The sequence below is a fragment of the Flavobacteriaceae bacterium genome (genome assembly GCA_014075215.1).
In the GTDB taxonomy this organism is placed as follows: Bacteria; Bacteroidota; Bacteroidia; order Flavobacteriales; family Flavobacteriaceae; genus Polaribacter.
Map to the genome: position 1 here is coordinate 1 of CP046177.1, position 25860 is coordinate 25860.

General features: G+C 34.9%; 29 protein-coding genes and 4 pseudogenes. 25 read left to right on the forward strand and 8 right to left on the reverse strand.

All coding sequences use genetic code 11. The features are described from left to right. The 6 genes from GKR88_00005 to GKR88_00030 form a co-directional block, all read left to right on the forward strand. A partial coding sequence (locus tag GKR88_00005) for a hypothetical protein (protein QMU62810.1) occupies window positions 1–1668 on the forward strand: 1668 nt, incomplete at its 5' end. A 223-nt stretch (window positions 1669–1891) separates the two neighbouring features. Beyond that, window positions 1892–2506 (forward strand): hypothetical protein, encoded by a 615-nt coding sequence (locus GKR88_00010; protein QMU62811.1) that lies wholly within the window; start codon window positions 1892–1894, stop codon window positions 2504–2506. Beyond that, window positions 2500–2820, forward strand: coding sequence for a hypothetical protein (locus GKR88_00015; GenBank protein QMU62812.1), 321 nt, complete (start codon window positions 2500–2502; stop codon window positions 2818–2820). Before GKR88_00010 ends, GKR88_00015 begins: the two co-directional genes overlap by 7 nt. A 54-nt stretch (window positions 2821–2874) precedes the next feature. Beyond that, window positions 2875–3195, forward strand: a complete 321-nt coding sequence (locus GKR88_00020; GenBank protein ID QMU62813.1) for a hypothetical protein — start codon at window positions 2875–2877, stop codon at window positions 3193–3195. 406 nt (window positions 3196–3601) lie between these two features. Further along, window positions 3602–4621, forward strand: a complete 1020-nt coding sequence (locus GKR88_00025; GenBank protein QMU62814.1) for a hypothetical protein — start codon at window positions 3602–3604, stop codon at window positions 4619–4621. Window positions 4622–4639: 18 nt separating this feature from the next. After that, on the forward strand, window positions 4640–4993 hold the full coding sequence (locus GKR88_00030) for a DUF2019 domain-containing protein (GenBank protein QMU62815.1): 354 nt from the start codon (window positions 4640–4642) through the stop codon (window positions 4991–4993). Window positions 4994–5103: 110 nt separating this feature from the next. On the opposite strand, the gene GKR88_00035 is transcribed toward GKR88_00030, so the two are convergent. Both GKR88_00035 and GKR88_00040 read right to left on the reverse strand, forming a co-directional pair. After that, window positions 5104–5322, reverse strand: a complete 219-nt coding sequence (locus tag GKR88_00035) for a hypothetical protein (protein ID QMU62816.1) — start codon at window positions 5320–5322, stop codon at window positions 5104–5106. Between the two features lie 24 nt (window positions 5323–5346). After that, on the reverse strand, window positions 5347–5694 hold the full coding sequence (locus GKR88_00040; protein ID QMU62817.1) for a helix-turn-helix domain-containing protein: 348 nt from the start codon (window positions 5692–5694) through the stop codon (window positions 5347–5349). Between the two features lie 161 nt (window positions 5695–5855). Here GKR88_00040 and GKR88_00045 point away from each other — a divergent pair, with 161 nt between their 5' ends. The 11 genes from GKR88_00045 (at window position 5856) to GKR88_00095 (ending at window position 14843) form a co-directional block, all read left to right on the forward strand. After that, the gene (locus GKR88_00045; GenBank protein QMU62818.1) at window positions 5856–8381 is read left to right on the forward strand and encodes a toprim domain-containing protein; all 2526 of its coding nucleotides are present in this window, start codon (window positions 5856–5858) and stop codon (window positions 8379–8381) included. 171 nt (window positions 8382–8552) lie between these two features. After that, window positions 8553–8765, forward strand: a complete 213-nt coding sequence (locus GKR88_00050) for a hypothetical protein (protein QMU62819.1) — start codon at window positions 8553–8555, stop codon at window positions 8763–8765. Between the two features lie 52 nt (window positions 8766–8817). Continuing rightward, window positions 8818–9759 carry a hypothetical protein gene (locus GKR88_00055; protein QMU62820.1) on the forward strand — a complete coding sequence of 314 codons (942 nt, stop codon included), beginning with the start codon at window positions 8818–8820 and terminating at the stop codon, window positions 9757–9759. A gap of 148 nt (window positions 9760–9907) precedes the next feature. Next, window positions 9908–10522, forward strand: coding sequence for a hypothetical protein (locus GKR88_00060; protein QMU62821.1), 615 nt, complete (start codon window positions 9908–9910; stop codon window positions 10520–10522). After that, window positions 10452–10838: a hypothetical protein gene (locus GKR88_00065; GenBank protein ID QMU62822.1), complete on the forward strand. Its 387-nt coding sequence runs from the start codon at window positions 10452–10454 to the stop codon at window positions 10836–10838. Before GKR88_00060 ends, GKR88_00065 begins: the two co-directional genes overlap by 71 nt. Window positions 10839–10892: 54 nt before the next feature. Continuing rightward, window positions 10893–11213 (forward strand): hypothetical protein, encoded by a 321-nt coding sequence (locus GKR88_00070; protein ID QMU62823.1) that lies wholly within the window; start codon window positions 10893–10895, stop codon window positions 11211–11213. Between the two features lie 406 nt (window positions 11214–11619). After that, on the forward strand, window positions 11620–12567 hold the full coding sequence (locus GKR88_00075; protein QMU62824.1) for a hypothetical protein: 948 nt from the start codon (window positions 11620–11622) through the stop codon (window positions 12565–12567). Then, complete coding sequence (locus GKR88_00080) at window positions 12564–12851, forward strand: hypothetical protein (protein ID QMU62825.1); 288 nt, start codon at window positions 12564–12566, stop codon at window positions 12849–12851. The genes GKR88_00075 and GKR88_00080 overlap by 4 nt, the downstream gene beginning before the upstream one ends. Before the next feature lie 152 nt (window positions 12852–13003). Beyond that, the gene (locus GKR88_00085; protein QMU62826.1) at window positions 13004–13987 is read left to right on the forward strand and encodes a hypothetical protein; all 984 of its coding nucleotides are present in this window, start codon (window positions 13004–13006) and stop codon (window positions 13985–13987) included. Between the two features lie 394 nt (window positions 13988–14381). Next, the gene (locus GKR88_00090; protein ID QMU62827.1) at window positions 14382–14558 is read left to right on the forward strand and encodes a hypothetical protein; all 177 of its coding nucleotides are present in this window, start codon (window positions 14382–14384) and stop codon (window positions 14556–14558) included. A 33-nt stretch (window positions 14559–14591) separates the two neighbouring features. After that, a complete protein-coding gene (locus GKR88_00095) occupies window positions 14592–14843 on the forward strand; it encodes a hypothetical protein (protein QMU62828.1) in 252 nt (83 codons plus the stop codon). An 89-nt stretch (window positions 14844–14932) separates the two neighbouring features. Here the strand turns inward: GKR88_00095 and GKR88_00100 are convergent, their stop codons facing one another. After that, a complete protein-coding gene (locus tag GKR88_00100) occupies window positions 14933–15490 on the reverse strand; it encodes an IS3 family transposase (protein ID QMU62829.1) in 558 nt (185 codons plus the stop codon). A 54-nt stretch (window positions 15491–15544) separates the two neighbouring features. Between GKR88_00100 and GKR88_00105 the strand changes: the two are divergent. Then, window positions 15545–15890, forward strand: a pseudogene (locus tag GKR88_00105) (transposase). A gap of 1 nt (window position 15891) precedes the next feature. Further along, window positions 15892–16867, forward strand: a pseudogene (locus GKR88_00110) (DDE transposase). A 272-nt stretch (window positions 16868–17139) separates the two neighbouring features. Here the strand turns inward: GKR88_00110 and GKR88_00115 are convergent. Then, window positions 17140–17622: pseudogene (locus GKR88_00115) on the reverse strand (ATP-binding protein). A gap of 58 nt (window positions 17623–17680) precedes the next feature. Between GKR88_00115 and GKR88_00120 the strand changes: the two are divergent. From GKR88_00120 to GKR88_00145, 6 genes and pseudogenes are all read left to right on the forward strand, one after another. Continuing rightward, window positions 17681–18846 (forward strand): IS3 family transposase gene (locus GKR88_00120; GenBank protein QMU62830.1). Its coding sequence is split into 2 segments (ribosomal slippage): window positions 17681–17930 and window positions 17930–18846, totalling 1167 coding nucleotides; the frame shifts between segments, so codons are not numbered across the junction. Between the two features lie 23 nt (window positions 18847–18869). After that, a pseudogene (locus GKR88_00125) lies at window positions 18870–19307 on the forward strand (ATP-binding protein). A 317-nt stretch (window positions 19308–19624) separates the two neighbouring features. Further along, the gene (locus GKR88_00130; GenBank protein ID QMU62831.1) at window positions 19625–19873 is read left to right on the forward strand and encodes a hypothetical protein; all 249 of its coding nucleotides are present in this window, start codon (window positions 19625–19627) and stop codon (window positions 19871–19873) included. A gap of 24 nt (window positions 19874–19897) precedes the next feature. Then, window positions 19898–21331, forward strand: coding sequence for an asparagine--tRNA ligase (gene asnS / locus GKR88_00135; GenBank protein QMU62832.1), 1434 nt, complete (start codon window positions 19898–19900; stop codon window positions 21329–21331). A 28-nt stretch (window positions 21332–21359) separates the two neighbouring features. Next, the gene (gene rpoN, locus GKR88_00140) at window positions 21360–22820 is read left to right on the forward strand and encodes an RNA polymerase factor sigma-54 (protein ID QMU62833.1); all 1461 of its coding nucleotides are present in this window, start codon (window positions 21360–21362) and stop codon (window positions 22818–22820) included. Beyond that, window positions 22820–23419 carry a hypothetical protein gene (locus tag GKR88_00145; protein ID QMU62834.1) on the forward strand — a complete coding sequence of 200 codons (600 nt, stop codon included), beginning with the start codon at window positions 22820–22822 and terminating at the stop codon, window positions 23417–23419. Before rpoN ends, GKR88_00145 begins: the two co-directional genes overlap by 1 nt. A gap of 23 nt (window positions 23420–23442) precedes the next feature. On the opposite strand, the gene GKR88_00150 is transcribed toward GKR88_00145, so the two are convergent. The 4 genes from GKR88_00150 to GKR88_00165 form a co-directional block, all read right to left on the reverse strand. Then, the gene (locus GKR88_00150; protein ID QMU62835.1) at window positions 23443–24117 is read right to left on the reverse strand and encodes an outer membrane beta-barrel protein; all 675 of its coding nucleotides are present in this window, start codon (window positions 24115–24117) and stop codon (window positions 23443–23445) included. A 159-nt stretch (window positions 24118–24276) separates the two neighbouring features. Beyond that, entirely contained in the window at window positions 24277–24741 is a 465-nt protein-coding gene (locus tag GKR88_00155) for a biopolymer transporter ExbD (GenBank protein ID QMU62836.1), read from the reverse strand. Window positions 24742–24760: 19 nt separating this feature from the next. After that, window positions 24761–25393: a biopolymer transporter ExbD gene (locus GKR88_00160; protein QMU62837.1), complete on the reverse strand. Its 633-nt coding sequence runs from the start codon at window positions 25391–25393 to the stop codon at window positions 24761–24763. A gap of 6 nt (window positions 25394–25399) precedes the next feature. Next, window positions 25400–25855, reverse strand: a complete 456-nt coding sequence (locus tag GKR88_00165) for a hypothetical protein (protein QMU62838.1) — start codon at window positions 25853–25855, stop codon at window positions 25400–25402. Window positions 25856–25860: the final 5 nt, after the last annotated feature.

Here is a 25860-nt window from a genome sequence, read left to right on the forward strand (position 1 = left end):
GATGGCGAGGATATTAATTCTTTATTGGACAGTCATACTTCAGAAATCGTTACCCAGTTTTTTGAAAAACGAATACAGGTAATATCTACAAAACAACCACAAAAAGACTACACTTTAAATATTGAAACTCATAAAACAATTTACCAAGACGAACATCTAAACATCCAAGTATTAGGCAAATTAGATACAAAAAATCTAGGCGCACTTCGAGTTACGTTAGTGGTAAAAAGCAAACACAATCCCAATCAGATACCCGTTAGAAATACTTTAGATTTATACCACGGCGACCGCATAGAAAAGTTTGTAAGAACCTGTGCAGAGAAACTAGAAACGGGTACAAGTTTTATAAGAAAGGCTTTAAATACCCTCACAGAGGGTTTAGAAAACCACCGATTACAGCAAGTTGAAATTGCCCAGGAACAACAAGATGAAAAACCAACGTTAAGAGAACTTACCAATCAAGAAAAACAAGCAGCTCTTTTACTTTTAAAGGATAAAAACCTAACAAAAATCCTCACTCAAAAATTACAAAATACAGGTATTGTGGGCGAAGAGAAAAAAGCCCTTTTTTTATTTACCATTTTATTGAGCCATCAAATGCATCATACTTTACACGCTATGGTTCAAGGAACTTCGGGAAGTGGCAAAAGTCATTTAATAAAAAAAGTGGCCGACTGTATGTTTAACCAACAAAAAATCAAACGCTTTACCAGAGTTAGTGAGAAAAGTTTTTATAATTATGGGAGTTACGACTTGCAACATTGTGGAATTATTTTAGAAGATTACGATGGACTGGCAGAAGAAGCGCAATTGGCATGGAGAGAATTGCAAAGCAATGGACAATTAAGTAGCAGTGTGAGTTTAAAAAACGAAATGACAGGCGAGATAAAAAGCGGAGAAAAATGGGTCTACGGTCCGATTGCTTCCTTAGTGGCTACTACAAAATTTAGATTGTATGAAGACAACCAAAGTAGAGTATTTACCATTGCCATTGATGAGAGCGAAGCACAAACAGAAAAGGTGTTGGAATATATGGCTTCAAAAGCATCCAAAGGCATCACAGAACAGCAGGAACAACAGGCTATACGTGAAATCCAAAACTTAGTGAGTTTATTAAAACCCTATGCTGTACAAAATAACTACCGATTGCATTTACCAAAAACCACCCAACAACGTAGAAGATTAACGCAAATGCTACATGATTTTATAGAGCAAATAACTTTACTACATCAATACAATCGGCAGAGAATCTCCGCAGATACACAAGAACCACAAACGCTAATCACAGAACTAGAAGATCTAGAACTGGCGGTAGATCTCATGTTTGAAAGCATTGTATTAAAAACCGATGAACTCGATGGAATCCTACGACAGTTCTATGAAAACTTAAAAGAATACATTACTAAAAAAGCCAAGAAAATAGGAAAGAGTTTATCTGAAACTGACTTTATACAAAGAGAAATCCGACAAGAATTTAGAATTAGTAAAACACAGCTCTTTCGTTATTTTACAGAATTACAGGAACTGGAATACATTACAAAAACCCATACAGGAAGCAGAAATACCTTTAGTTATAAAATAGGGTATTGGGATAATATAGAAAAATTACGAACAGAAATAAGAGATTATTTATACAAACAAATCCAAGCATTTAAGAAGAATACCTAAAAAGGCAATTACTTTGGAACGCTTTGGAACGGAAAAGGAACGCTTTTGGAACGGTTAAAACGTTGATATACAGTAAATAAAGTAGTAGCGTTCCAGAATTCCATAACAAGAATAAATAAGAGAAATAAAAAATTGCTATAGAAATCATCTTTTTAAAAGTAAATAACTTCTGCTTTTAAACAATTCCACACGTACACAATTTAATTTTTTAATTACAATAATCATGAACACCAGTTACAAAAAGCAGGCAGTAAAACGCTACGTAAAAATTGAAAAAATCAAGTACAGAAAATACCACATTAAAGATTTTAATTTATTGATTAAACTTATTTACCCCAAACGAGTGGTACTCAATCCTTATCATAAATTATTAGAAAAAACAGGTAGTTTTAGCAAAGTACATTTAGAGTTGATTAAAGAAACGACCGCTAATTTTACGATTTTAAATGAGTTGCACAGAGACCAAGATAAATATGGGAGATTGTATACTGTGAGAGAAGACTTAAACAATGCTATTTATTTTTTACAAAACGAACTAAAACTTAAAGAACAAGATATTTTATTGAATGCTTCTACACGTTGGTTTTACCATGAAATTCATTGGCAATTTTACGATCGTGTCTTTACCAGTAAAGAAGTTGCCTTACAACTTAGAAAAGCCAAAAGTACGGTGTATCATCATTTAACGGAATTGAAGGTGTTCGCTACGCCCCTCTGTGCAGCACTTTTTTTTGGCCAAAAAAAAATACATCGGCTTACAGCCGTTTTTGTCCAAAAAAAAGCTGCTGCCTCCCTGCTTCTGCTCCGCTCACTCGCAGCTCCTCTGTATTTTTGTTAGGCTCCTATGGGTCGCCTACAAAAATCCACCGCTGCTTATCGGGCGCAGCCGCTGGTGCCAAAGCCTACTGCGCATTTTTTTTTAATCGATTTATTATTTTTATAATAAGGAGAAAAAAAATGCTTGTGGCGCGTCCACGCTGCTCACTTAATCGTTCGCAGACAATGTGTCCACGTCGGCTTTGGCGCTGCGCTTTCGCTGCGCTGGTTTTGCGTACAACGCAGAACACTCAATCGGCGTTGGCCTCTATAAACAGTACGGTTAAATCAAAAAAAGGGAAATACATAGTGGGCTATTATCCTGAAATGAGTTGACCGTTTTTTTAGCTAAATCCTAAAATAGATTTACAACCCGGAATCAATCCTAAAATGAGTTTACAGTTTTTAAAATCAGTACGGAAAACACTTGAGATATCACAGAGGGAAGAACTTACCATAAACGATGTAGTTCCGATGCTGAACGCACTATCGCTTGTCGGTTTTAAAAAGCTGACGATTTATCTCCCTGCTATAACCCTTTCTATAAATCCTCATCTTTTTAAAACGGAGGTAAACCGTTTTAATAATTGGCGATTTTTTAGAGGTGGAAAAAAGCCAGGGGAAAAATCGACAAGTATTAAAATGAAGCAACCGAAGGGCGCTAGTCTTCACAAAGAGCATAAAAAAAGAAGCTACCTAATTAAAAGATAACTTCTTACTTAGCAAACGATTTTAGTCCTCTAAGACGTCGTAGCTAAAATACGACTTTTTTACTTAAAAATCAAAGCTATTATCATCAATCTTAGTTCCACTGTGCGCTCAGGTAGCTATGAGCCTGGAGTATTTTACATAATTTACATTATAACTTACAAGCGAAGAACCGATCAAATAGTAAACTCCTGAATTTGTATTATAATGCCAATTATGTACAAATATCGAGGGAAAGGAAACGGAAAAAACACAGGGGTTTTGAGGAACGAAAATACTGGGTTTTTGGAGTGCGGATTTAATCATAAAATCATATATTTACAATGGTCATGAAGTGAGGACGTTCTTAAAAAAATCTGTTTTTGTCAGGTATAAGCGATAAAAAATGGGCTTTTATTAAAAAAAACGCATAAACGTCTATCCCTTTGGGCTTAAACAAAAAGGGTATAATAATGTAGTTAGTTCTAATGGGAATAGTGTAGCGCAGAAGTTTGGATTCAATGGAGTTGAATTAAATGAAAGTTTAGGACTTGATTTAATGGAGATGGATGTGAGAATGTATGACCCAGCCATTGCAAGATTTAATGGAATAGATCCTGTAACACACTATTCACAAAGTACAAGTGTTGCTTTTGATAATAATCCTGTCTTTTGGGCAGATCCTAGTGGGGCAGATAGTCAGTCAATGGAGGAATGGCATGCTTCTAATGTAGCTCAAGATGAAGATTGGCATAATAGTATTGATCAAAGTAGTGGAATATCTACTAGTCAGAATTCTTCTTCTTCAAGTAGTAATTCAGGCACAAGTAATAATTCAGGAACAAGCAATTCTGAATCTCAAGACCCTTGCCCAGAATGTAAAACATTTGATGATTACTATTATTATTATTTACTACGTTTAGCATATTATACTAACTCAGACTCACAAGCAAGGTATAAAAGGGCTTTAAAAGATACAGGAACAGGTATTTTAAAAGCTGGTCTTCAAACTTTAGAAGTAAAGAACATAACATCAGTAAAACGCTCAGAAGAATTCGGTCACTTTTTTGGCATTTTCCTATTTGCTCTTTTAGAACCAGGTCCTGGAGCCGAGTTTAAATTTGCTAAGAAGGGATTTAAATCGTTCTCAGCTTTTAAAAAGGCATTGGGACCAGCGGGAAAAGGAAAAGCATGGCATCACATCGTAGAACAGAATCCTGCTAACATAGCCAAGTTTGGACCAGAAGCTATTCATAATACGAATAACGTGATGAAATTATCCCATGGAAAAGGAACCATACATGCGAAAATTTCTGGGCATTACAGTTCAAAACAAGCATTTACAAATGGCAAAACAGTTCGTCAATGGTTGAATACAAAGAGTTTTGAATACCAACGTGACTATGGAGTTCGGAAATTAAAAGAATTTGGTTGGAAACCTCCTCAATAATAGAGAAATTAGATAATTATGAAAATAGATAGTTTAGAAAATGCGATTGATATATTTAAAGGAGCATCCATTGAACATGGAAAAGCATCAGAAGAAGGTAATTATAAAGTTGGAAACAAGAATTATTATAAAATAGTAGATGCTGCAAAATACTTAAATGAGAATGACGCAATTCATGAATTATTACAACTTTTAAACAATGAGAACGTTAGTGTTCAATTGTGGGCTGCAACCTATTTGCTTGAAAATCATGAAAATGAAGCGATTAAGTTATTAACTTCTATCTCAAAGAAGAATATTACACATTTTTCTTTTAATGCACAAATAACTTTGGATGAATGGAAAAGTGGAGATTTGAAGTTACAGTATTAGGATAGTTTTCTAAAAAAGCCCCGCTGGCAAAGTCTCCTGATTTAGCGTAATTAAAATAGAGAAGCCACTTTGGAAACAGAGTGGTTTTCTATTTTTAGAAGTATGCTTTTTTATATTAACTTGGGTTTTCTAATAAAATAAGGTTTTTCTAATATCCATCCAAAGCGTTTGGTGATATAATCAATACAAGGTTTTTCAAATTCAGGTACCTGTTTAAAATCAAGAAACACTCCATGTCCAGGTTCTATTACATTATTATAATGCTCCGCCCAAATTTTAGCCTTTTCTTCTATAGTGGTATTAGCAGGATAAGTAATTGTATTTTCCATTTTGCAATATTTTAAAGTTTATTTTTAAGCTACAATTTGTTGTATTTGTTTTTTTGTAATAAAAGCATCTAGAAAAGTAATAATCATTTCTTTGTCTTTTTCATTTAGCGTTTCTATTTTTTTAAATAGGTTTAATATTTTATTATTAGATAAATGATTTTCTGATATATTTTCATTCCCGTTAATAAGAAAATCTACAGTAGTGTTCAGTGCTGTAGCTAATTTACTAATGACTTCTGAAGAAGGAATTGCGCCTCTTTTTTCATATCGTCCAATTTGAACATAGGTTAAACCTACTTTTTCTGCTAATTGAGATTGTGTAAAATCATGTTTTTTCCTTAATATCTTTATTCTTGTTCCAATATCATTCATAATACTTTTAAGTTTTATTAACAGTAAAAAAGTTATTCAAATGTACTAAAACAAAGACTTTTTAATACGTATTGTTAACAAAATAATACACACAGAACATATCTAATTAATAATTAAAGGTATTATTTTAATACTTTTGAATATTAAATTATTTATCAACAATGGACATTGGAACATTTAAAAAGGAGTTGGATATTTTAGAAATAGGAAAAGAACTAGGTTTAAAAATAGAAAAGAACGGTGCTTGTTTATGTCCGTTTCATAAAGATAAAAAACCGAGCTTGATGTTTTCCAGAGAAAAACAAATTGTTACTTGTTTTAGTGGAAACTGTTCTGCAGGAACGATGGACGTAATAGATTTGGTACAAAAGTTCTATTCTTGGGAATTGCCTAAAACCTTAGAATGGTTAAAGCCGTATGCAAATGTTGTGGAAACTCCCAAAACTACTCCAGTAAAAACAAGCATGAATTACGAAGCACTCTTTAAAAAACTACAACCGAAATTAAAACAAAGTAGCAACGCAAGAACTTATTTAGAGAGTCGTCATTTAGATTACAAACTTTTAGAAGCAGCTTTTAACAAAGGCAAAGATTACAACTCTTTAAAGCACTGTGTTATTTTTCCTCTAAAAAACAAAGATGGGAACATTGTAAGTCTATACGGAAGGTCGATAGCATCGACAGGTAATTACAAACATTTTTACACCAAAAACAGACAAGGTCTGTATCCAAAATATCCACCTGCAACAACAAAGAAATTAATCATTACAGAAAGTATTATTGATGCAGCGACCTTGCAACAGCATTTTACACTTCCAAGAGATACGGCAATTTTAACAGCGTACGGTACAAATGGCATCACACCACAACATACCGAGGCGGTAAGCCAATTAGAACATTTACAAGAAATTATCCTGTGGTTAGATGGCGATGATGCAGGTAAAAAAGCCACCGAGAAATATGGCAAAGAATTTGCTAAACAATATCCAAAATTACAGATTAGCAAAGTACCCACCTTAGATGGCGAGGATATTAATTCTTTATTGGACAGTCATACTTCAGAAATCGTTACCCAGTTTTTTGAAAAACGAATACAGGTAATATCTACAAAACAACCACAAAAAGACTACACTTTAAATATTGAAACTCATAAAACAATTTACCAAGACGAACATCTAAACATCCAAGTATTAGGCAAATTAGATACAAAAAATCTAGGCGCACTTCGAGTTACGTTAGTGGTAAAAAGCAAACACAATCCCAATCAGATACCCGTTAGAAATACTTTAGATTTATACCACGGCGACCGCATAGAAAAGTTTGTAAGAACCTGTGCAGAGAAACTAGAAACGGGTACAAGTTTTATAAGAAAGGCTTTAAATACCCTCACAGAGGGTTTAGAAAACCACCGATTACAGCAAGTTGAAATTGCCCAGGAACAACAAGATGAAAAACCAACGTTAAGAGAACTTACCAATCAAGAAAAACAAGCAGCTCTTTTACTTTTAAAGGATAAAAACCTAACAAAAATCCTCACTCAAAAATTACAAAATACAGGTATTGTGGGCGAAGAGAAAAAAGCCCTTTTTTTATTTACCATTTTATTGAGCCATCAAATGCATCATACTTTACACGCTATGGTTCAAGGAACTTCGGGAAGTGGCAAAAGTCATTTAATAAAAAAAGTGGCCGACTGTATGTTTAACCAACAAAAAATCAAACGCTTTACCAGAGTTAGTGAGAAAAGTTTTTATAATTATGGGAGTTACGACTTGCAACATTGTGGAATTATTTTAGAAGATTACGATGGACTGGCAGAAGAAGCGCAATTGGCATGGAGAGAATTGCAAAGCAATGGACAATTAAGTAGCAGTGTGAGTTTAAAAAACGAAATGACAGGCGAGATAAAAAGCGGAGAAAAATGGGTCTACGGTCCGATTGCTTCCTTAGTGGCTACTACAAAATTTAGATTGTATGAAGACAACCAAAGTAGAGTATTTACCATTGCCATTGATGAGAGCGAAGCACAAACAGAAAAGGTGTTGGAATATATGGCTTCAAAAGCATCCAAAGGCATCACAGAACAGCAGGAACAACAGGCTATACGTGAAATCCAAAACTTAGTGAGTTTATTAAAACCCTATGCTGTACAAAATAACTACCGATTGCATTTACCAAAAACCACCCAACAACGTAGAAGATTAACGCAAATGCTACATGATTTTATAGAGCAAATAACTTTACTACATCAATACAATCGGCAGAGAATCTCCGCAGATACACAAGAACCACAAACGCTAATCACAGAACTAGAAGATCTAGAACTGGCGGTAGATCTCATGTTTGAAAGCATTGTATTAAAAACCGATGAACTCGATGGAATCCTACGACAGTTCTATGAAAACTTAAAAGAATACATTACTAAAAAAGCCAAGAAAATAGGAAAGAGTTTATCTGAAACTGACTTTATACAAAGAGAAATCCGACAAGAATTTAGAATTAGTAAAACACAGCTCTTTCGTTATTTTACAGAATTACAGGAACTGGAATACATTACAAAAACCCATACAGGAAGCAGAAATACCTTTAGTTATAAAATAGGGTATTGGGATAATATAGAAAAATTACGAACAGAAATAAGAGATTATTTATACAAACAAATCCAAGCATTTAAGAAGAATACCTAAAAAGGCAATTACTTTGGAACGCTTTGGAACGGAAAAGGAACGCTTTTGGAACGGTTAAAACGTTGATATACAGTAAATAAAGTAGTAGCGTTCCAGAATTCCATAAGGGTGCATAACATTTTGTCGCGAAATAGTTATTTTTAAGGATTAACTTTTAAAAGCGACACCATTATGATTAGCGAAGAGGAATTTTTAGCCCAAGCCAAGAAGCGTTATCAAGCGATAGCAAAATTATCAAACATAAAGAGTTACTATGATTACGAAAAGACTTTTGATCAAATATGGACGGACTATGGTCGAGAGGTTTTAGAGAGAAGTATAAGCGAACCATCTAAAGACAGGCGTAAAAAAAAACTTATCACGTTACGGAAAGATAGAGATTAACAACACTCATCCCTTTAGTGAAAAAGTCAATGGATTTAAGATAAGTCCCTATATGCAAGACAAAATGATTTATATTGGTCAAAACGATTGTTATGGAGATGGTCATGAAGTTTTATCGAATCTTCTAGGTGTTTCAGTCAATGCGATGCAGCTTTACAGAGTCACAGACTTTTATGGTGGTTTATTAGAGCAAGAAAAAGTATTGGAGGTTGATGCCGTTGAACCTGATATTCTTAAGGTAGATAACCAAGAGTGCATATATGCTATGGTCGATGGGTCGATGCTTTTCACTCGGGAAGAGGCTTGGAAAGAAGTAAAATTAGGCAGAATTTTTAAACAGAGTAGCTGTATGGACATATCAAATAAACGTGGATGGATACGCCATTCGTTGTATGAAGCATATTTAGGCAAAGCTGATAAGTTTACAGATAGAATGGATAGATACTTAGGCTGTTACAGGAGTATTGATAAGCGACTGATTTTTGTTGGTGATGGTGCTAGATGGATATGGAAATGGGTAGATCAACATTACCCTTTTGCCACACAAATATTGGATTGGTATCATGCTTTAGAACATTTACACGATTTTGCTAAGGTTTGTCTCTCTAATCAAGAGTCATATAACAGTTGGGTTGGTCAACAGGAGCAACTACTAAAAAACAGTCAAGTAAATCAAGTCATTGAGAATATCAAAAACTTAGAATTGACAAAGCAAAATCAACGTAAACAACAAAGCCAACTTATCACATATTATACCGAAAATAGGTCGCGTATGGACTATCAGCAATATCAAAATACAGGAGCAGGTATTATAGGATCTGGAGCCATAGAAGCAGCTAACAGGGAGGTTGTTCAAAAAAGAATGAAACTCTCTGGACAACGTTGGTCTAAAATTGGAGCTCAAAATATGCTCACATTAAGAACAACTAAACTGAGTGATAAATGGAACAAAGTAGTTAACCTAATCTGTACTGAGAAAAATAAAGCTGCTTAAAACGACAAAATGTTATGCACCCATTCCATAACAAGAATAAATAAGAGAAATAAAAAATTGCTATAGAAATCATCTTTTTAAAAGTAAATAACTTCTGCTTTTAAACAATTCCACACGTACACAATTTAATTTTTTAATTACAATAATCATGAACACCAGTTACAAAAAGCAGGCAGTAAAACGCTACGTAAAAATTGAAAAAATCAAGTACAGAAAATACCACATTAAAGATTTTAATTTATTGATTAAACTTATTTACCCCAAACGAGTGGTACTCAATCCTTATCATAAATTATTAGAAAAAACAGGTAGTTTTAGCAAAGTACATTTAGAGTTGATTAAAGAAACGACCGCTAATTTTACGATTTTAAATGAGTTGCACAGAGACCAAGATAAATATGGGAGATTGTATACTGTGAGAGAAGACTTAAACAATGCTATTTATTTTTTACAAAACGAACTAAAACTTAAAGAACAAGATATTTTATTGAATGCTTCTACACGTTGGTTTTACCATGAAATTCATTGGCAATTTTACGATCGTGTCTTTACCAGTAAAGAAGTTGCCTTACAACTTAGAAAAGCCAAAAGTACGGTGTATCATCATTTAACGGAATTGAAGGTGTTCGCTACGCCCCTCTGTGCAGCACTTTTTTTTGGCCAAAAAAAAATACATCGGCTTACAGCCGTTTTTGTCCAAAAAAAAGCTGCTGCCTCCCTGCTTCTGCTCCGCTCACTCGCAGCTCCTCTGTATTTTTGCTGACGGCTCCTATGGGTCGCCTACAAAAATCCACCGCTGCTTATCGGGCGCAGCCGCTGGTGCCAAAGCCTACTGCGCATTTTTTTTTAATCGATTTATTATTTTTATAATAAGGAGAAAAAAAATGCTTGTGGCGCGTCCACGCTGCTCACTTAATCGTTCGCAGACAATGTGTCCACGTCGGCTTTGGCGCTGCGCTTTCGCTGCGCTGGTTTTGCGTACAACGCAGAACACTCAATCGGCGTTGGCCTCTATAAACAGTACGGTTAAATCAAAAAAAGGGAAATACATAGTGGGCTATTATCCTGAAATGAGTTGACCGTTTTTTTAGCTAAATCCTAAAATAGATTTACAACCCGGAATCAATCCTAAAATGAGTTTACAGTTTTTAAAATCAGTACGGAAAACACTTGAGATATCACAGAGGGAAGAACTTACCATAAACGATGTAGTTCCGATGCTGAACGCACTATCGCTTGTCGGTTTTAAAAAGCTGACGATTTATCTCCCTGCTATAACCCTTTCTATAAATCCTCATCTTTTTAAAACGGAGGTAAACCGTTTTAATAATTGGCGATTTTTTAGAGGTGGAAAAAAGCCAGGGGAAAAATCGACAAGTATTAAAATGAAGCAACCGAAGGGCGCTAGTCTTCACAAAGAGCATAAAAAAAGAAGCTACCTAATTAAAAGATAACTTCTTACTTAGCAAACGATTTTAGTCCTCTAAGACGTCGTAGCTAAAATACGACTTTTTTACTTAAAAATCAAAGCTATTATCATCAATCTTAGTTCCACTGTGCGCTCAGGTAGCTATGAGCCTGGAGTATTTTACATAATTTACATTATAACTTACAAGCGAAGAACCGATCAAATAGTAAACTCCTGAATTTGTATTATAATGCCAATTATGTACAAATATCGAGGGAAAGGAAACGGAAAAAACACAGGGGTTTTGAGGAACGAAAATACTGGGTTTTTGGAGTGCGGATTTAATCATAAAATCATATATTTACAATGGTCATGAAGTGAGGACGTTCTTAAAAAAATCTGTTTTTGTCAGGTATAAGCGATAAAAAATGGGCTATTATTAAAAAAAACGCATAAACGTCTATCCCTTTGGGTTACAGCACAAAGGGTACAATAATGCGGTGATTGGTACACAAAATAACTATAAATACAACGGTAAGGAGCTCAATGAAGAATTAGGTTTGGACTGGTATGATTACGGAGCCAGGAATTATGACCCGGCTATTGGACGCTTTTTTAATGTTGACCCACTGGCAGATGCACCGATACAATTGGATAAATCTCCTTTTGCCTATACTTGGAACAATCCAATAAATCTTACAGACTCCACCGGGATGCATCCGGACTGGAATGAAGATATGTATTCTTCTTTAACTGCGGGCGGATCAGGTAGTGATTTAGATGGATATATTGGGAATAAAGTTGATGAACACGGCCCCATATATGTTACATCGACATACGTTGATTCAACCGGAAAGATAATAAAGCATGTTGATGACGGAGACCCTAATATATATTTAGTTAATGATCCTGATAATTGGGATGGAACATCTAGCGACTTAAAGATTATAGGAACAGAGAGAGAAGGAGTTACTTATACACCCGGTAATACAATTGTGCAAGAAGATTTAAATGAAGGTTTCTTCCTTATTAATGGTTATTTAGCGACGAAATTGACCAAATCAGAAACAGTAGTTGGCGGGCCTGGTGTTCTTGAGTATATAAGTGTAGGGAGTTTGATAAAAATAGGTTCGTGGTTACAAAGATTATTTAAATTAAAAAAAGCTGCTAAATTGGCTAAATCTCAATTGAAAGCTATTAGGTCTCTAAAAAGACAAATCAAAATACATAAGAAAAAATTAAAAAATTATAAACGAAATCCTGATAAATATGATAATAAAGGATTTTTAAAGACTGCTCCTCCTAGTCTAAGGAAAAAAATTATAAATACAAGGATTCAAAAACTGAGTCGGGAAATTCAAAAATTTAAAAACGAAATCAAGAAAATAGAGATAAAATGAAAGTCAAAATAATAGATATACAAAAAGGATTTAACAAGATATTTGATCATATCAAAGATAGTGGTATAGAAGAAGTTGAAATTCAAAAAGATTTTTACTGGAATATTCCTGAAGAAGAAAGATATAGGTTGGAAAAAGAACCAGCCAATCTCGATATGGGACAACTTTCGGAAGATTGGGATAATTTATTAAGAATTATTAATAATGAAAATGATCCAATCGCATACGCGTTAGTGTGGCTATCTTCTATTGGAAGATATGTAGGAGAAAAAATAGTTTCTTAAGTAGTATAGGCAGTAAAAATCCTAGCGTTCGTTTGTAACGAGTGCTAGTAGTGCCAGTATAAGTGATTAACAAAAAGTAAATAGTAACAAAGTAGGCCATAGTTAGTAAGTATCTAGCTGTGGCTTACTTGTCATAAGTAAATCATATTGTTATGAAAGAAAAAATCTCATTAAAGAAGTTACACAAGCTTAGTCGTAAATATCCCACCCGGTATATTGTTTTACATGGAGGTTGTGTGATCTACAATGGTTGTTTGTATACAAACCGTCAGGCCCCACTGGCAGATGCACCGATGCAATTGGATAAATCTCCTTTTGCCTATACCTGGAACAATCCTATAAACCTGACTGATCCTACAGGGATGCATCCAGAATTGGAGGAGCCTGGGCAAATTGACTGTACTGATGGAGGTTGTAGTTTTGAGTTTGATGATCAAGGGAATTTTTCGATCTCTGGTGGAAGAAGTTCAGCAAGTGGTAAAAAATCAGGAGATGTTCACTTAGCTCGTTATGCAGATGGTACGGTAAAAGTAGTTTCCGAAGAAGAATATAACAAACATGTAGAAAATGGTGTTAAAGAAGAAAATATTAAGGATTTTACTCTAAATGCTCTTCAATCTAAGTTAAGTTTTGATAAATTACGAGATAATTTCAGTGATATTAAACATTCTCATTTTGATAAAAAAGGAAATGAATGTTTTAGCAATTATTGTGCAATAAATCTTAGTGAAGCGTTAAGAAAATCTGAGATAAAATTAGTAAAATTTGAAGGTGCTACCTGTTGGGGGTGCGATGTAGAAAATGGATCGCATGCCATCAGAGCAACGGAACTTGCCAAATGGCTCCTAAAAAATAATATTAACGGTGTAGGAAAAGTAAAAGTTCTCAACGGTTCAAATTATGCAGACTATGTCAGAGGTAAAACAGGAGTAATTTATTTCGAAGATTTTTGGGTAAGAAAAGGGCAAACTTCAAGGACAGGAGATCATATTGATTTATGGAATAAAAATGAATTGGAAAGTATTGGAACTTTTCTTACTTGGATTAGAAGAACTTTTCCCGGAACTTCAGAAGCATTTTTTGATATGTCAGATTTAACAAAATCTAAAAGAGTATACTTTTGGGAAATGAAATAATATTTTTAAGCTAAGTAAAATGATTAAAATAATATTAAAAAGTTTATTAATTACTCTAGTCATAATGATTTTACTTTTATTCACCCGTGATTTTTTATTAGATAAAATCTACGAGATTATAAAAAGAATTAGGGGAACTACTATATATGATGGAGAGACTATGGCAGTGGAGCATCTTTTTATTTTAACAAGAATTATATTTCCAATAATTTTAATACTTGTTTTTATAATCTTAATGTTTTTAAGGAATCGTAAAAAGTGTAGGTTGAAAAGTAAAATATAATGTATGTAACAAAGATTTGTTAAGAATAAAAAACTTTTTTCCTTTTCATGAAGAAAGAGTTCCACACTTTTTTGTGGTGTGGCCTCTTTCTTATTTTAAATTGTTGTGTTTATGAAAGAAAAAATATCCTTAAAGAAATTACGCAAGCTTAGTCTTAAATATCCTACCCGGTATATTGTTTTACATGGAGGTTGTGTGATCTACAATGGTTGTTTGTATACAAACCGTCAGGCCCCACTGGCAGATGCACCGATGCAATTGGATAAATCTCCTTTTGCCTATACCTGAAACAATCCTGTAAACCTGACTGATCCTACAGGGATGCATCCAGAATTGGAGGAGCCTGGGCAAATTGACTGTACTGATGGAGGTTGTAGTTTTGAGTTTGATGATCAAGGGAATTTTTCGATCTCTGGTGGAAGAAGTTCAGCAAGTGGTAAAAAATCAGGAGATGTTCACTTAGCTCGTTATGCAGATGGTACGGTAAAAGTAGTTTCTGAAGCAGAACATAACAAGCATGTTAAAGATGGTATAATTCCCCCCATTGATAGGACAGATTTTATTAAAACTTAAATGAGATAATGATGTTGAAAGAGGGGGGTCCGGGAGGAGACTGATAACTCTCATTTTTTGTGAATAACTCCCCAAAGTATCATCATATCTCATGCTGCTATTTTTAGGGTTTGTTGATAAATGGTTTGAGGATGTTGATTACCGATACTTTGATGTATTCTTTGTGTATTGTAATACTCGAAATACTCCTTTAAACCTCTATAACATTCTCTACCGTCACTAGCTGGAAACAAATATACATGTTCGTATTTGACACTATGCCATAATCGTTCAATGAAAATATTATCAATAGCTCTTCCTTTACCATCCATACTGAGTTTGATGGCTCTATCAGGATGAGTTACCCAATGGCAGAACTCATAGGCAGTAAACTGACTCCCCTTATCTGTATTGAGAATCTCTGGTTTTCCATGTTTTTCAATAGCCTCTTGTAAGGTTTCTCTGCACCGGTTACTTGTCATCGTGTTGGATAATGACCAACCCACTACATAACGACTGTAAAGGTCTATAATAGCACATAAATACAAATACCCTCCCTGAACTGGAATGTAGGTAATATCCATTGCCCACACTTGATTGGAATGTCTAATCTTTAACTTACTCAACAGGTACTTATAGATTCTATGCAAAGCCCCTTTACGGATCAAGCAAAAAGTTTGTGGAGTAGGTTAATTTTTTAGAGTTTTGGTTTAAAAACTCAAATGCATACACAAGAGCTCCTGAAGCATTTTTTACCCGAAGGTATTTTAGATTACTTTGAACTTAAAGAGGTAAAAGATTCAACGAACAAACTTACTTTGGTTTTAGAAGAAAAACCTATACAACCAGATGAGTTATCTCATCGTAAATTACATTCCAAAGGATTTTACCCAGTAGTAGATATTCAAGATTTTCCAGTACGTAACAAGGCTTGTTTTTTACAAGTAAAACGTAGACGATGGTTATGTTGATACCTCAGAAGTATTCTCAAGAGATTGGAATTTGGTAGCAAAGGGAACTCGAATGACAGAAGAGTTCTCTCTTTTTTTAAAGAGGCTTGTTAGATAGTATTCCAGTAAGTTGTAAAAGTTTATCTACCTACTATCACCTTAACGGCAAGCGATTAGAAGAACAATATCGCAATCATTTAAGTAACTTTTTGACTTGGGATCAATTAGCTCATGCCGACCAATGGCTGCTTTTTAAGAAGAATATAGGAACTCATTTAAGTATTGATGAAGTAGCATACTCAAGGCGAGCTCTATACAGTGATTACCAACAAAGCAGGTAAAGGAAAACGAGGCAGTTTAGTAGCCATAGTAGCTACCACACAAAGTGAACGAGTCATAGAAGTGTTAAGGAAAATTCCAAGTAAAGACCGATATTTAGTAGAAGAAATCACTTTGGATATGGCACCTACTATGGAAAAGATTGCTAAAAAAGCCTTTCCTAAAGCTACTCAGGTCACAGACCGATTTCATGTACAAAAACGAGCTTATGATGCCTTGCAAGAAATTCGAATACAGTATAGATGGAAAACCATAGAACAAGAAAATAATGAAATAGCATTGGCTAAAGAAACAGGAAAAAACTTTAAACCGAATATCCTTGACAATGGAGATACTCCCAAACAACTACTAGCTAGAAGTAGGTATTTACTCTTTAAAGCCCCTAACAAATGGACAGCCAAACAAAAATTTAGAGCAGAATTACTCTTTGAAAGATACCCCAACTTGGAACGAGCTTATGAGCTTACTAGAGAACTGGCAACGATTTATCAAAAGACAAAAGACAAGGCGGTAGCATATACAAAACTAGCTAGATGGTATGATAAGGTAGAAAAATCAGAGTTCAGTAAAAGTTTTGGAACAGTAGCTAGATCAATACAAAGTCATTATCGAAGCATCTTAAATTTCTTTGATAATAGAAGTACCAATGCTTCTGCTGAATCTTTTAATGCTAAAATAAAAACTTTTAGACTACAATTTAGAGGCGTAAGATCTGTTCCTTTCTTCCTATTCAGACTATCTAAAATTTATGCGTAAAAATCTAAATCCCACAACTTTTTTGCTTGACCCATAAAAAACCTAAAAAAGAAAACAACATTTAAGGCATTAAGTCCTGCCAAGAAAGAAGCTGAAATTGAGAAACGTTTTATTGCTTACCTAATAGAAAACGAACAAGAAAAACTCTACTATTTTGTTTTAGCCAGTCAGAACCCACAAAAAGTGATGATTGTGGCTATTTCGGAGTGACCATGCCACTGATTTCGGTCAAACAGTGCCACTCATAGAAGTATTGCAATAATAGTTAAAATTTAGTTTTTATCATTTTGTAAAATGGTTTTTCTCATTGATTCACCTTCGAGCATTATTCTATGTGATGAGTTGACGATACGGTCTAAAATGGCATCAGCAATAGTACCTTCTCCTATAGTTTCATACCAAGCTGACACAGGTATTTGTGATGCTATTATAGTTGATGATTTTCCATGTCTGTCATCTATAATATCCATTAACGCCTCACGAGCATGATTATCAAAACTCTGAAGCCCAAAATCATCAAGTATTAAAAGTTCAACTTTTAAGATTCTATTAAGTTCTCTGAGGTAGGTTCCATCAATTTTACAAAGTTTTAGTCTTTTAAACATTCTGGCAGTATTTTGATACAGTGTTTTATGTTGTAACATACAGCTTTGGTGTCCCAAAGCTTGTGCGATATAGCTTTTACCTACGCCAGATGCACCTGTTATAATAATATTTTCCTGTCGTTTAAGGAAGTCTAATGTGACTAAGTGGACTTGCTACATTTAGAGTGACAAAGAGTTAAGCTAATTTTATCTAAAATAACTTAACCATATGAAACGAAGAAAATACAGTAAAGAGTTTAAAATTAAAGCAGTAGAATTAAGCAATGTACGAGGTAACACAAAGCAGATTGCCATGGAATTGGGAATCAGTGCAGATCTTATTTACAGATGGCGTAGAGAATTAGAACAGCGTCCTGATTTAGCTTTTAGCGGTAATGGCGTCAAACAACTCACAGAAGATCAGAAAGAGTTAGAGCGATTACGTAAACAGCTCAAGGATGTTACCATGGAGCGGGATATCTTAAAAAAGGCCGTGAGCATCTTCTCCAAGAGCGATCGGAAGTATTGAAATTTATCAAAGATTACAGTAGAGAATATCCGGTTGGGAAGATGTGTAAAATTTTTAAAATTAGTAGAAACAGTTATTACAGGAGTAAGAATTATGTTCCATCAGATAGAGATGGAAAAAATCGTATGCTACTCTCTGAGATTCACCGTATCTGTGAGCGAAGTAAATCTACTTATGGAAGTCCTAGAATTACAGAGGAACTCAAAGCTAAAGGGTTTAAAGTATCTAGGTCTAGGGTAGCACGATTGATGAAAAAACACGGGATTAAAGCAGTTCGTAAAAAGAAATTTGTTGTCACGACAGATTCTAAGCATCAATATCCAGTAGCTGATAATGTATTGGATAGAGATTTTAAAGCTACCGCTGCTGCACAGAAATGGGTTTCTGATATTACCTATTTAAAGACTGCACAAGGATGGCTGTACTTAACGGTAATTATTGACCTGTTTGATCGTAAAGTCATTGGTTGGTCTTTGAGCAATGGACTCAAAGCAAGACAAACTATCATTGCTGCATGGAGAATGGCTGTAAACAACAGAATGCCTTGTGAAGGTATGATTTTTCATTCTGATCGAGGTGTACAATACGCATCTCATGCGTTTGTTAATATCCTTAAAAGTTATCATGTAACACCCAGTATGAGTAGAAAAGGAAACTGTTGGGATAATGCAGTAGCTGAATCTTTTTTTAAAACAATCAAAACAGAACTAATGATAGACAATAAGTTTATATCCAACAAAAGTCTTCAAATTAAAGTCTTTGAATACATAGAAACTTGGTACAACAGATACAGAAGACATTCTGCTCTTGGTTACAAAAATATCATCGAATTTGAAAAATTATATCAAATCAAAAATGTAGCTTAACTTTTTGTACCATTTTTTGTTGCATATCCACAGGTGCATCTGGCGTAGGTAAAAGCTATATCGCACAAGCTTTGGGACACCAAAGCTGTATGTTACAACATAAAACACTGTATCAAAATACTGCCAGAATGTTTAAAAGACTAAAACTTTGTAAAATTGATGGAACCTACCTCAGAGAACTTAATAGAATCTTAAAAGTTGAACTTTTAATACTTGATGATTTTGGGCTTCAGAGTTTTGATAATCATGCTCGTGAGGCGTTAATGGATATTATAGATGACAGACATGGAAAATCATCAACTATAATAGCATCACAAATACCTGTGTCAGCTTGGTATGAAACTATAGGAGAAGGTACTATTGCTGATGCCATTTTAGACCGTATCGTCAACTCATCACATAGAATAATGCTCGAAGGTGAATCAATGAGAAAAACCATTTTACAAAATGATAAAAACTAAATTTTAACTATTATTGCAATACTTCTATGAGTGGCACTGTTTGACCGAAATCAGTGGCATGGTCACTCCGAAATAGCCATAGGATAATGAATAAATTCGTTACCCCTGTAGACGTTGAACAAATGGCACGTTTTAATGGTTTTGTTCTTATGCGGCAGTGCTACTTTAAAATTGAATTTAATTCGTTACTTTTGACGGAAGCATTGGTTTTCTTCATTAGAAAAATGAGTGATTTTATTCTTCCAATATACTGAATATCAATGCTTTAAATTAATATTTTAACATTTAAGTTGTTGATAATCAACGAATTGTATTTTTTGCCATGTACTAAACATTTTAAAACTTTTAGAGGGAAAGAAGGGAAAGATGCTGCTACCATTTCTTTTGGAGAAGATGGGAATCAAAATTGGTTTCTGGGTCATTTGTATTATGGTGGTAATCCAAGCCCAGATTTATACATAAGTAAAAAAAGTACTATTTACGATGGAAAAGGTTCATTTTTTGATACTGGTAGTCATTGTCCATTTTCAGCTAAAAAAGTATCTTTGCCCTTTCTATGCCTATAAATAACATTAGTAGGATTAATAAATATGATAGTAAGTAGCGTTGCCGAATTAGTAGCATCGGATAAGTTTTTACAGGAAGTACAGGTAAAGGGTTGGGTCAGGACATTTAGAAGTAATCGGTTTATTGCTTTAAACGATGGTTCTACCATTAAAAATATTCAATGTGTTGTGGATTTTGAAAATACGGATGAAAACCTGTTAAAAAGAATTACAACCGGAGCTGCCGTAACTATTAAAGGTACTTTAACAGAGAGTCGGGGAAGAGGTCAGGCTGTAGAAATAATGGTTTCCGAATTGGAAATCACAGGAGATTCGAACCCTGATGAATATCCTATTCAGCCTAAAAAACACAGTTTCGAGTTTTTAAGAGAACATGCGCATTTACGGGTAAGAACTAATACATTTGGTGCTGTAATGAGGGTTCGTTCTGTGCTCTCTTTTGCTATTCATACCTATTTTCAGGAAAACGGGTTTAATTATGTACACACACCCATTATTACAGGATCTGATGCGGAAGGCTCCGGAGAAATGTTTCGCGTAACTACTTTTGAACCTAATAAGGCCCCTTTAAACGAAAAAGGAGAGGTTGATTATACTCAGGATTTTTTTGGTAAAGAAACGAATTTAACCGTATCGGGCCAGTTGGAAGCCGAAACTTTTGCTATGGCATTGGGAAAAGTATATACATTTGGCCCTACTTTCAGAGCAGAAAACTCAAATACCACACGCCACTTAGCAGAGTTTTGGATGATTGAACCGGAAGTTGCTTTCTGCGATTTGGATGGCAATATGGATTTGTCAGAAGATTTTATAAAATCGGTTTTAGCGTATGTTTTAGCACATTGCAAAGATGATCTGGAATTTTTAGACCAGCGGCTGACACAAGAAGAAAAATCAAAGCCACAAGCAGAGAGAAGTGAAATGAGTTTGATAGAAAAGCTTCATTTTGTAGCGGATAACAACTTTAAGAGAGTAAGCTATACGGAAGCTATTGATATCCTAAAAAATTCAAAACCAAATAAGAAAAAGAAATTTCAGTTTCCTATTCATGAATGGGGAGCAGATTTGCAATCGGAACACGAAAGATATTTGGTAGAAAAACACTTTAAATGTCCGGTGATATTGTTTGATTACCCTGCAAATATTAAAGCATTTTACATGCGATTAAATGACGACGGAAAAACCGTAAGAGCTATGGATGTACTGTTCCCGGGAATCGGGGAAATTGTCGGTGGCAGCCAGCGAGAAGAGCGTTATGAGGTATTGCTTGACAAAATCAAAACGATGGGGATTGACGAAAAAGAACTTTGGTGGTATTTGGATTTGAGAAAATTTGGAACGGCGGTACATTCCGGTTTTGGACTGGGTTTTGAAAGACTGGTTCAGTTTGCTACCGGAATGAGCAATATCAGAGACGTCATTCCTTTTCCCAGAACTCCGCAAAATGCAGCATTTTAATCTTCGTTTTTTGTATCTTTAATGGCGTATGCTAAAACAAAGTTTACAATACAAACTGCTTCAAAAATTATCTCCTCAGCAAATCCAGTTGATGAAGTTAATTCAATTGCCTATACAGGCATTTGAAGAACGATTAAAACAGGAAATTGAAGAAAACCCTGCACTAGATACCGGAAAAGAATCCGGCTCTACAGAAGATGACTTGGGGAATGACTATGAATATGATGATGACGGCAATGATACAATTGATGCGGATGATATCAATATTGACGAATACTTAAGTGATGATGAAATTCCAAACTACAAAACCCAGGCAAATAACTATTCCTCTGACGATGAAGATAAGCACACGCCTTATGCTGCCGGAACTACATTTCATCAATATTTAAAAAATCAGTTAAACACCTTTAGAATTGACGAAGAAGAAAGAATTATTGCCGAATTTTTAGTAGGAAGTATAGATGACAGCGGCTATATCAGGAGAGAGCTATTAGACTTGGTAGATGATTTGGCTTTTACGCAAAACGCGTTTACTACTGAAGAAAAAGTATCTTTTGTGCTTACGGAGGTGGTTCATGCTTTAGACCCGATTGGTGTGGGAGCGAGAGATTTAAAAGAGTGTTTGATCATTCAATTAAAAGCAAAAGAAGAAACCGCTATACGAAAACTTTCCATAGCCATTTTAGAGCAGGCTTTTGATCATTTTGTAAAAAAACACTATACAAAATTAACGGAGAAATTTGCGATTACCGAAGAACAGTTAAAAGAAGTAAACCAGGAGATTGCAAAACTGAACCCCAAGCCCGGAAGTTCTTATGCCGGAAATGATAAAATTGCCGAGCAGATAGTCCCTGATTTTACGATTCGGATTTTGGATGGTGAATTAAACCTCTCTTTAAATGCAAGAAATGCTCCGGAATTACATATTTCCAGAGAATACAACAATATGTTAAAGAGTTACCAGGAATCTTCGACGAAGAGCAAATCACAAAAAGACGCTATATTTTTTATCAAGCAAAAATTAGATGCGGCCAAGTGGTTTATCGATGCCATTAAGCAAAGACAAGAAACATTGCTAGTTACCATGAACTGCATCATGCATTATCAGTACGATTATTTTCTGACGGGGGATGAACGCAAATTGAAACCAATGATCTTAAAAGATATTGCAGATCAGATTCAGATGGATGTGTCTACGGTATCTCGTGTGGCAAACAGTAAATATGTTTCTACTCCTTACGGAACAAAGCTCATTAAAGAATTTTTTTCCGAATCTATGAAAAATGACCAGGGAGAAGATGTATCAACCAGAGAGATTAAAAAAAATTTAGAAACGGTTATTAGCGAAGAAAACAAAAAGAAACCGCTGACCGATGATAAACTCTCCGTTATGTTAAAAGAAAAAGGGTATCCCATTGCCCGAAGAACGGTTGCTAAGTACAGAGAACAATTAGACATTCCCGTTGCCAGGTTAAGAAAAGAAATCTAATGAGGTTTCACAAATTTATATCTACTCTTTTGCACCCGATAGTAACTCCAACTGTTGGAATCATCTTATATTTTATTTTTGTTCCGCATGCGCTTACAAAAGAACAGCATTTTTTTATACTGGCTTTGGTTTTCGGAGCTACCTATATAATACCGATCTTTATGTTACTGGTGTTAAAGGGGATAGGTCTGATAGAAAGTTTTGGGTTACACACTATCAGAGAAAGAAAGATTCCACTGTTTTTAATGATGGTCGTTTTTTATTGCTTAGGGAAATCGTTATTGGGAATTTCTTTAATTAGAGACTTCGCCGTGCTGTTTTATGGCACTTCATTTAGTTTGGTATGGTTGTATTTTTTATTTATTATCAAACTAAAAGTCAGTATTCATTTGGTATCCATGGGGAACGCATTGGGTTTTTTTCTGGTGTTAATAGGGATGTACAACTTAAACTTGCTTCCGGTACTGATGATTATGATAGTACTATCAGGACTTCTGGCAAGTGCCAGATTACATCTGAAAGCACATACTCCGACAGAAGTTTACCTGGGGTTTTTTATCGGAATGATATCCCAGTTTTTAGTAGGTGGGTTTTTATAGTTCAAATTATATAAATTACGAATCTACAAAATATAAAACATCAATCCTATTTTCAAAATTTTTGTATTAATAGGAGCATTTTGTATGAAGGCGTTTTCAAATATGGAAGTCAATCCGTAATAGACATGTGCATTAAACGCATCGTAGCCTATGGAGGTGGTTATACCGTATTGCCAGGAACGAAAATTAGGAATATTATTGAATTTAAAAGTATTTGACCCGCTTTTATAAGTAAACGTATTAGAAAGATTATACCCTATTTTAATACCTGTATAAATCCTCCAGAACTTATATTTTTTAGCGGTAGAGGTTCTCCATCTTAACTCCAAAGGGAATTCTATCGTATGAATGGAAAGTTTGTTAGCAGTAATAGTATTGTCAACAGAAAAGTCAAAACCGGTATTTGTTTCCGATACTTTTAACCCATGATTAAACGTGTCAAAACCATACCCAACTCCTATTCCAACAGAGATATTTCCTTTTCCGGTTACCGGAATATCTTTTATAAACCCGCCGAAAAACCCGTATGAAAACCCTGTACCCCCTATTTGAGCAGGTTGATTGAAAAATTGATTGTAGGTAAGCCCGATATATAGCTGGTCATCAGCATATTTTTCTCCTAACCGTAAAGAATCTCTCTGCCCAAAAGCAGATATTACAAAAAGTAAAAACAGAATTGTAAATAACTTTTTCACGATCGTCTTATGAACTCATTTAAAAAAAGAATACTATTTTTCAGGAATTTACAGTTAGTTGTCCGTTCTTACACTTTCAACTTTCCAACTACAATATATATTTCAGAAAAAAAGGCAACTTTTAAGTTACCTTTTGTATTTTCCATATCACCGTAAGTAAACTTATTCCGTTGCAGACTGAGCAGCAGAGTAGCTCACTTTCAGTGCATTTACATCTCTTAGTTTTAAACGGATATCCGTAATGGTTCCTACACTTGATTCTTTATCTGCCTTTATGGAAGTGGTCATAAAAGGAACCTGATTTTCCGGAACTCCTTCTCTGGCGTTTAATATAAATGCCGGAACATCGTCAGCTGTTGCAATCTTATCATTCAATTGTATTCTGTTATACCCGACACCATACTTGGAATCTTTGGCTTTACCCACATATATGGTGCTTACCAGGCTTTTGTGCTCCAGTTTTTTTACTTCGACAGCACTGGGTAGTCTCGGAGTTTCAATCTGTAAAGAAGTATCTCTCGGAGTGGTGGTCACCATAAAGAAAAACAGCAACATAAATACAATATCAGGCAATGCAGCCGTATTTACCGCCGGCATCCCTTTTTTCTTTTTTCTAAATTTTGACATATTGTTTTTTGTTTAAATATTAATTTGCCGAGGTAGGCTCCGCATCCGATACAATTTGAGGGTAACTCGTTTTAATATCGTCAATCTTTTTCCGTAAATCCTCATCTTTTCTATTACTTTTTTTATAAAGCGCTTCTAATTCCGTAAAAGACATCTCGTATCTCTCTTGACATAGTCGATTTCTTAAAACCCGATAGGCTTTTAGCAACTCATCCTGTACTGCAAGATAAGTTTCATAGTTCGTACTGCGATCGCTTTGTACGGAAATAACCGCTTTGTTAGGGTGGTCCGAAGATGATTCGTTTCTTTCCCCTTTACAATAGTCACAGGGTAATCCCGGCGTACCGTCTTCATTTGGTTTCCCAAGACCTCCCCCATTATCAATAAAAGCAATAGCAGCCTCTTTGAGATCTTTAATATTCATACGCTCACCCTCTACCTGAAGTTCATTTCTAAAATTAATATTCACTTCAAAAATGTTTCTCTCCTTGATAATCGGCGGGATATAATCGGGTGGTGGCTTTTCTGCTAACTTTTTAGAGATTCCCGAATCTACGTTTACCGTTGTGGTTACCAGGAAAAAAATCAATAAGAGGAAGGCAATATCTGCCATAGACCCTGCATTAATTTCCGGATTTTCTCTTCTTGCCATACTATTTTATGATTTGATTAATCCTTTTAACAGGTCATATATAAAGAAAAGACCTCCTATACATCCTAAAACGATGCTATACCAAATAAGCGAGCCTGCCCACTGGTTAGAAGCAGTGCCTGCTTCGCCTCCTTTTAGTACCTCTCCCTGTGTATCCAATACGGCATTGCTATCTGCTAATAGGTAAGCGATTCCTAACAAAACAGCTAACACACCTATACTCAGTAATGTTTTCTTTAAACTTTCAGGGTTTTTAATGATACCCATTATTGATAGTACCAATGTAACACCGACCGTAAGATAAATTAACAGTGTTGAAAAAGTTATCAGTGGAGAAGTTGCCGAATTAAGAGCCTCCAGATCTCCTTCATCCACCGAAGCAACTACAAAAAATAAGATAACTCCTATAACAGCAATGACGGCAATGCCTATGGTTAATATTTTAGATAATTTATTGTTCATAACCC

Excerpts from the sequence above, each read along its gene's own strand:
- GKR88_00010 (QMU62811.1), top strand. The coding sequence starts at position 1,892 with ATGAACACCAGTTACAAAAAGCAGGCAGTAAAACGCTACGTAAAAATT.
- GKR88_00020 (QMU62813.1), top strand. The coding sequence starts at position 2,875 with ATGAGTTTACAGTTTTTAAAATCAGTACGGAAAACACTTGAGATATCA.
- GKR88_00030 (QMU62815.1), top strand. The coding sequence starts at position 4,640 with ATGAAAATAGATAGTTTAGAAAATGCGATTGATATATTTAAAGGAGCA.
- GKR88_00035 (QMU62816.1), bottom strand. The coding sequence starts at position 5,322 with ATGGAAAATACAATTACTTATCCTGCTAATACCACTATAGAAGAAAAG.
- GKR88_00040 (QMU62817.1), bottom strand. The coding sequence starts at position 5,694 with ATGAATGATATTGGAACAAGAATAAAGATATTAAGGAAAAAACATGAT.
- GKR88_00045 (QMU62818.1), top strand. The coding sequence starts at position 5,856 with ATGGACATTGGAACATTTAAAAAGGAGTTGGATATTTTAGAAATAGGA.
- GKR88_00050 (QMU62819.1), top strand. The coding sequence starts at position 8,553 with ATGATTAGCGAAGAGGAATTTTTAGCCCAAGCCAAGAAGCGTTATCAA.
- GKR88_00055 (QMU62820.1), top strand. The coding sequence starts at position 8,818 with ATGCAAGACAAAATGATTTATATTGGTCAAAACGATTGTTATGGAGAT.
- GKR88_00060 (QMU62821.1), top strand. The coding sequence starts at position 9,908 with ATGAACACCAGTTACAAAAAGCAGGCAGTAAAACGCTACGTAAAAATT.
- GKR88_00070 (QMU62823.1), top strand. The coding sequence starts at position 10,893 with ATGAGTTTACAGTTTTTAAAATCAGTACGGAAAACACTTGAGATATCA.
- GKR88_00080 (QMU62825.1), top strand. The coding sequence starts at position 12,564 with ATGAAAGTCAAAATAATAGATATACAAAAAGGATTTAACAAGATATTT.
- GKR88_00085 (QMU62826.1), top strand. The coding sequence starts at position 13,004 with ATGAAAGAAAAAATCTCATTAAAGAAGTTACACAAGCTTAGTCGTAAA.
- GKR88_00090 (QMU62827.1), top strand. The coding sequence starts at position 14,382 with ATGAAAGAAAAAATATCCTTAAAGAAATTACGCAAGCTTAGTCTTAAA.
- GKR88_00095 (QMU62828.1), top strand. The coding sequence starts at position 14,592 with ATGCATCCAGAATTGGAGGAGCCTGGGCAAATTGACTGTACTGATGGA.
- asnS (QMU62832.1), top strand. The coding sequence starts at position 19,898 with ATGATAGTAAGTAGCGTTGCCGAATTAGTAGCATCGGATAAGTTTTTA.
- rpoN (QMU62833.1), top strand. The coding sequence starts at position 21,360 with ATGCTAAAACAAAGTTTACAATACAAACTGCTTCAAAAATTATCTCCT.
- GKR88_00145 (QMU62834.1), top strand. The coding sequence starts at position 22,820 with ATGAGGTTTCACAAATTTATATCTACTCTTTTGCACCCGATAGTAACT.
- GKR88_00155 (QMU62836.1), bottom strand. The coding sequence starts at position 24,741 with ATGTCAAAATTTAGAAAAAAGAAAAAAGGGATGCCGGCGGTAAATACG.
- GKR88_00160 (QMU62837.1), bottom strand. The coding sequence starts at position 25,393 with ATGGCAAGAAGAGAAAATCCGGAAATTAATGCAGGGTCTATGGCAGAT.
- GKR88_00165 (QMU62838.1), bottom strand. The coding sequence starts at position 25,855 with ATGAACAATAAATTATCTAAAATATTAACCATAGGCATTGCCGTCATT.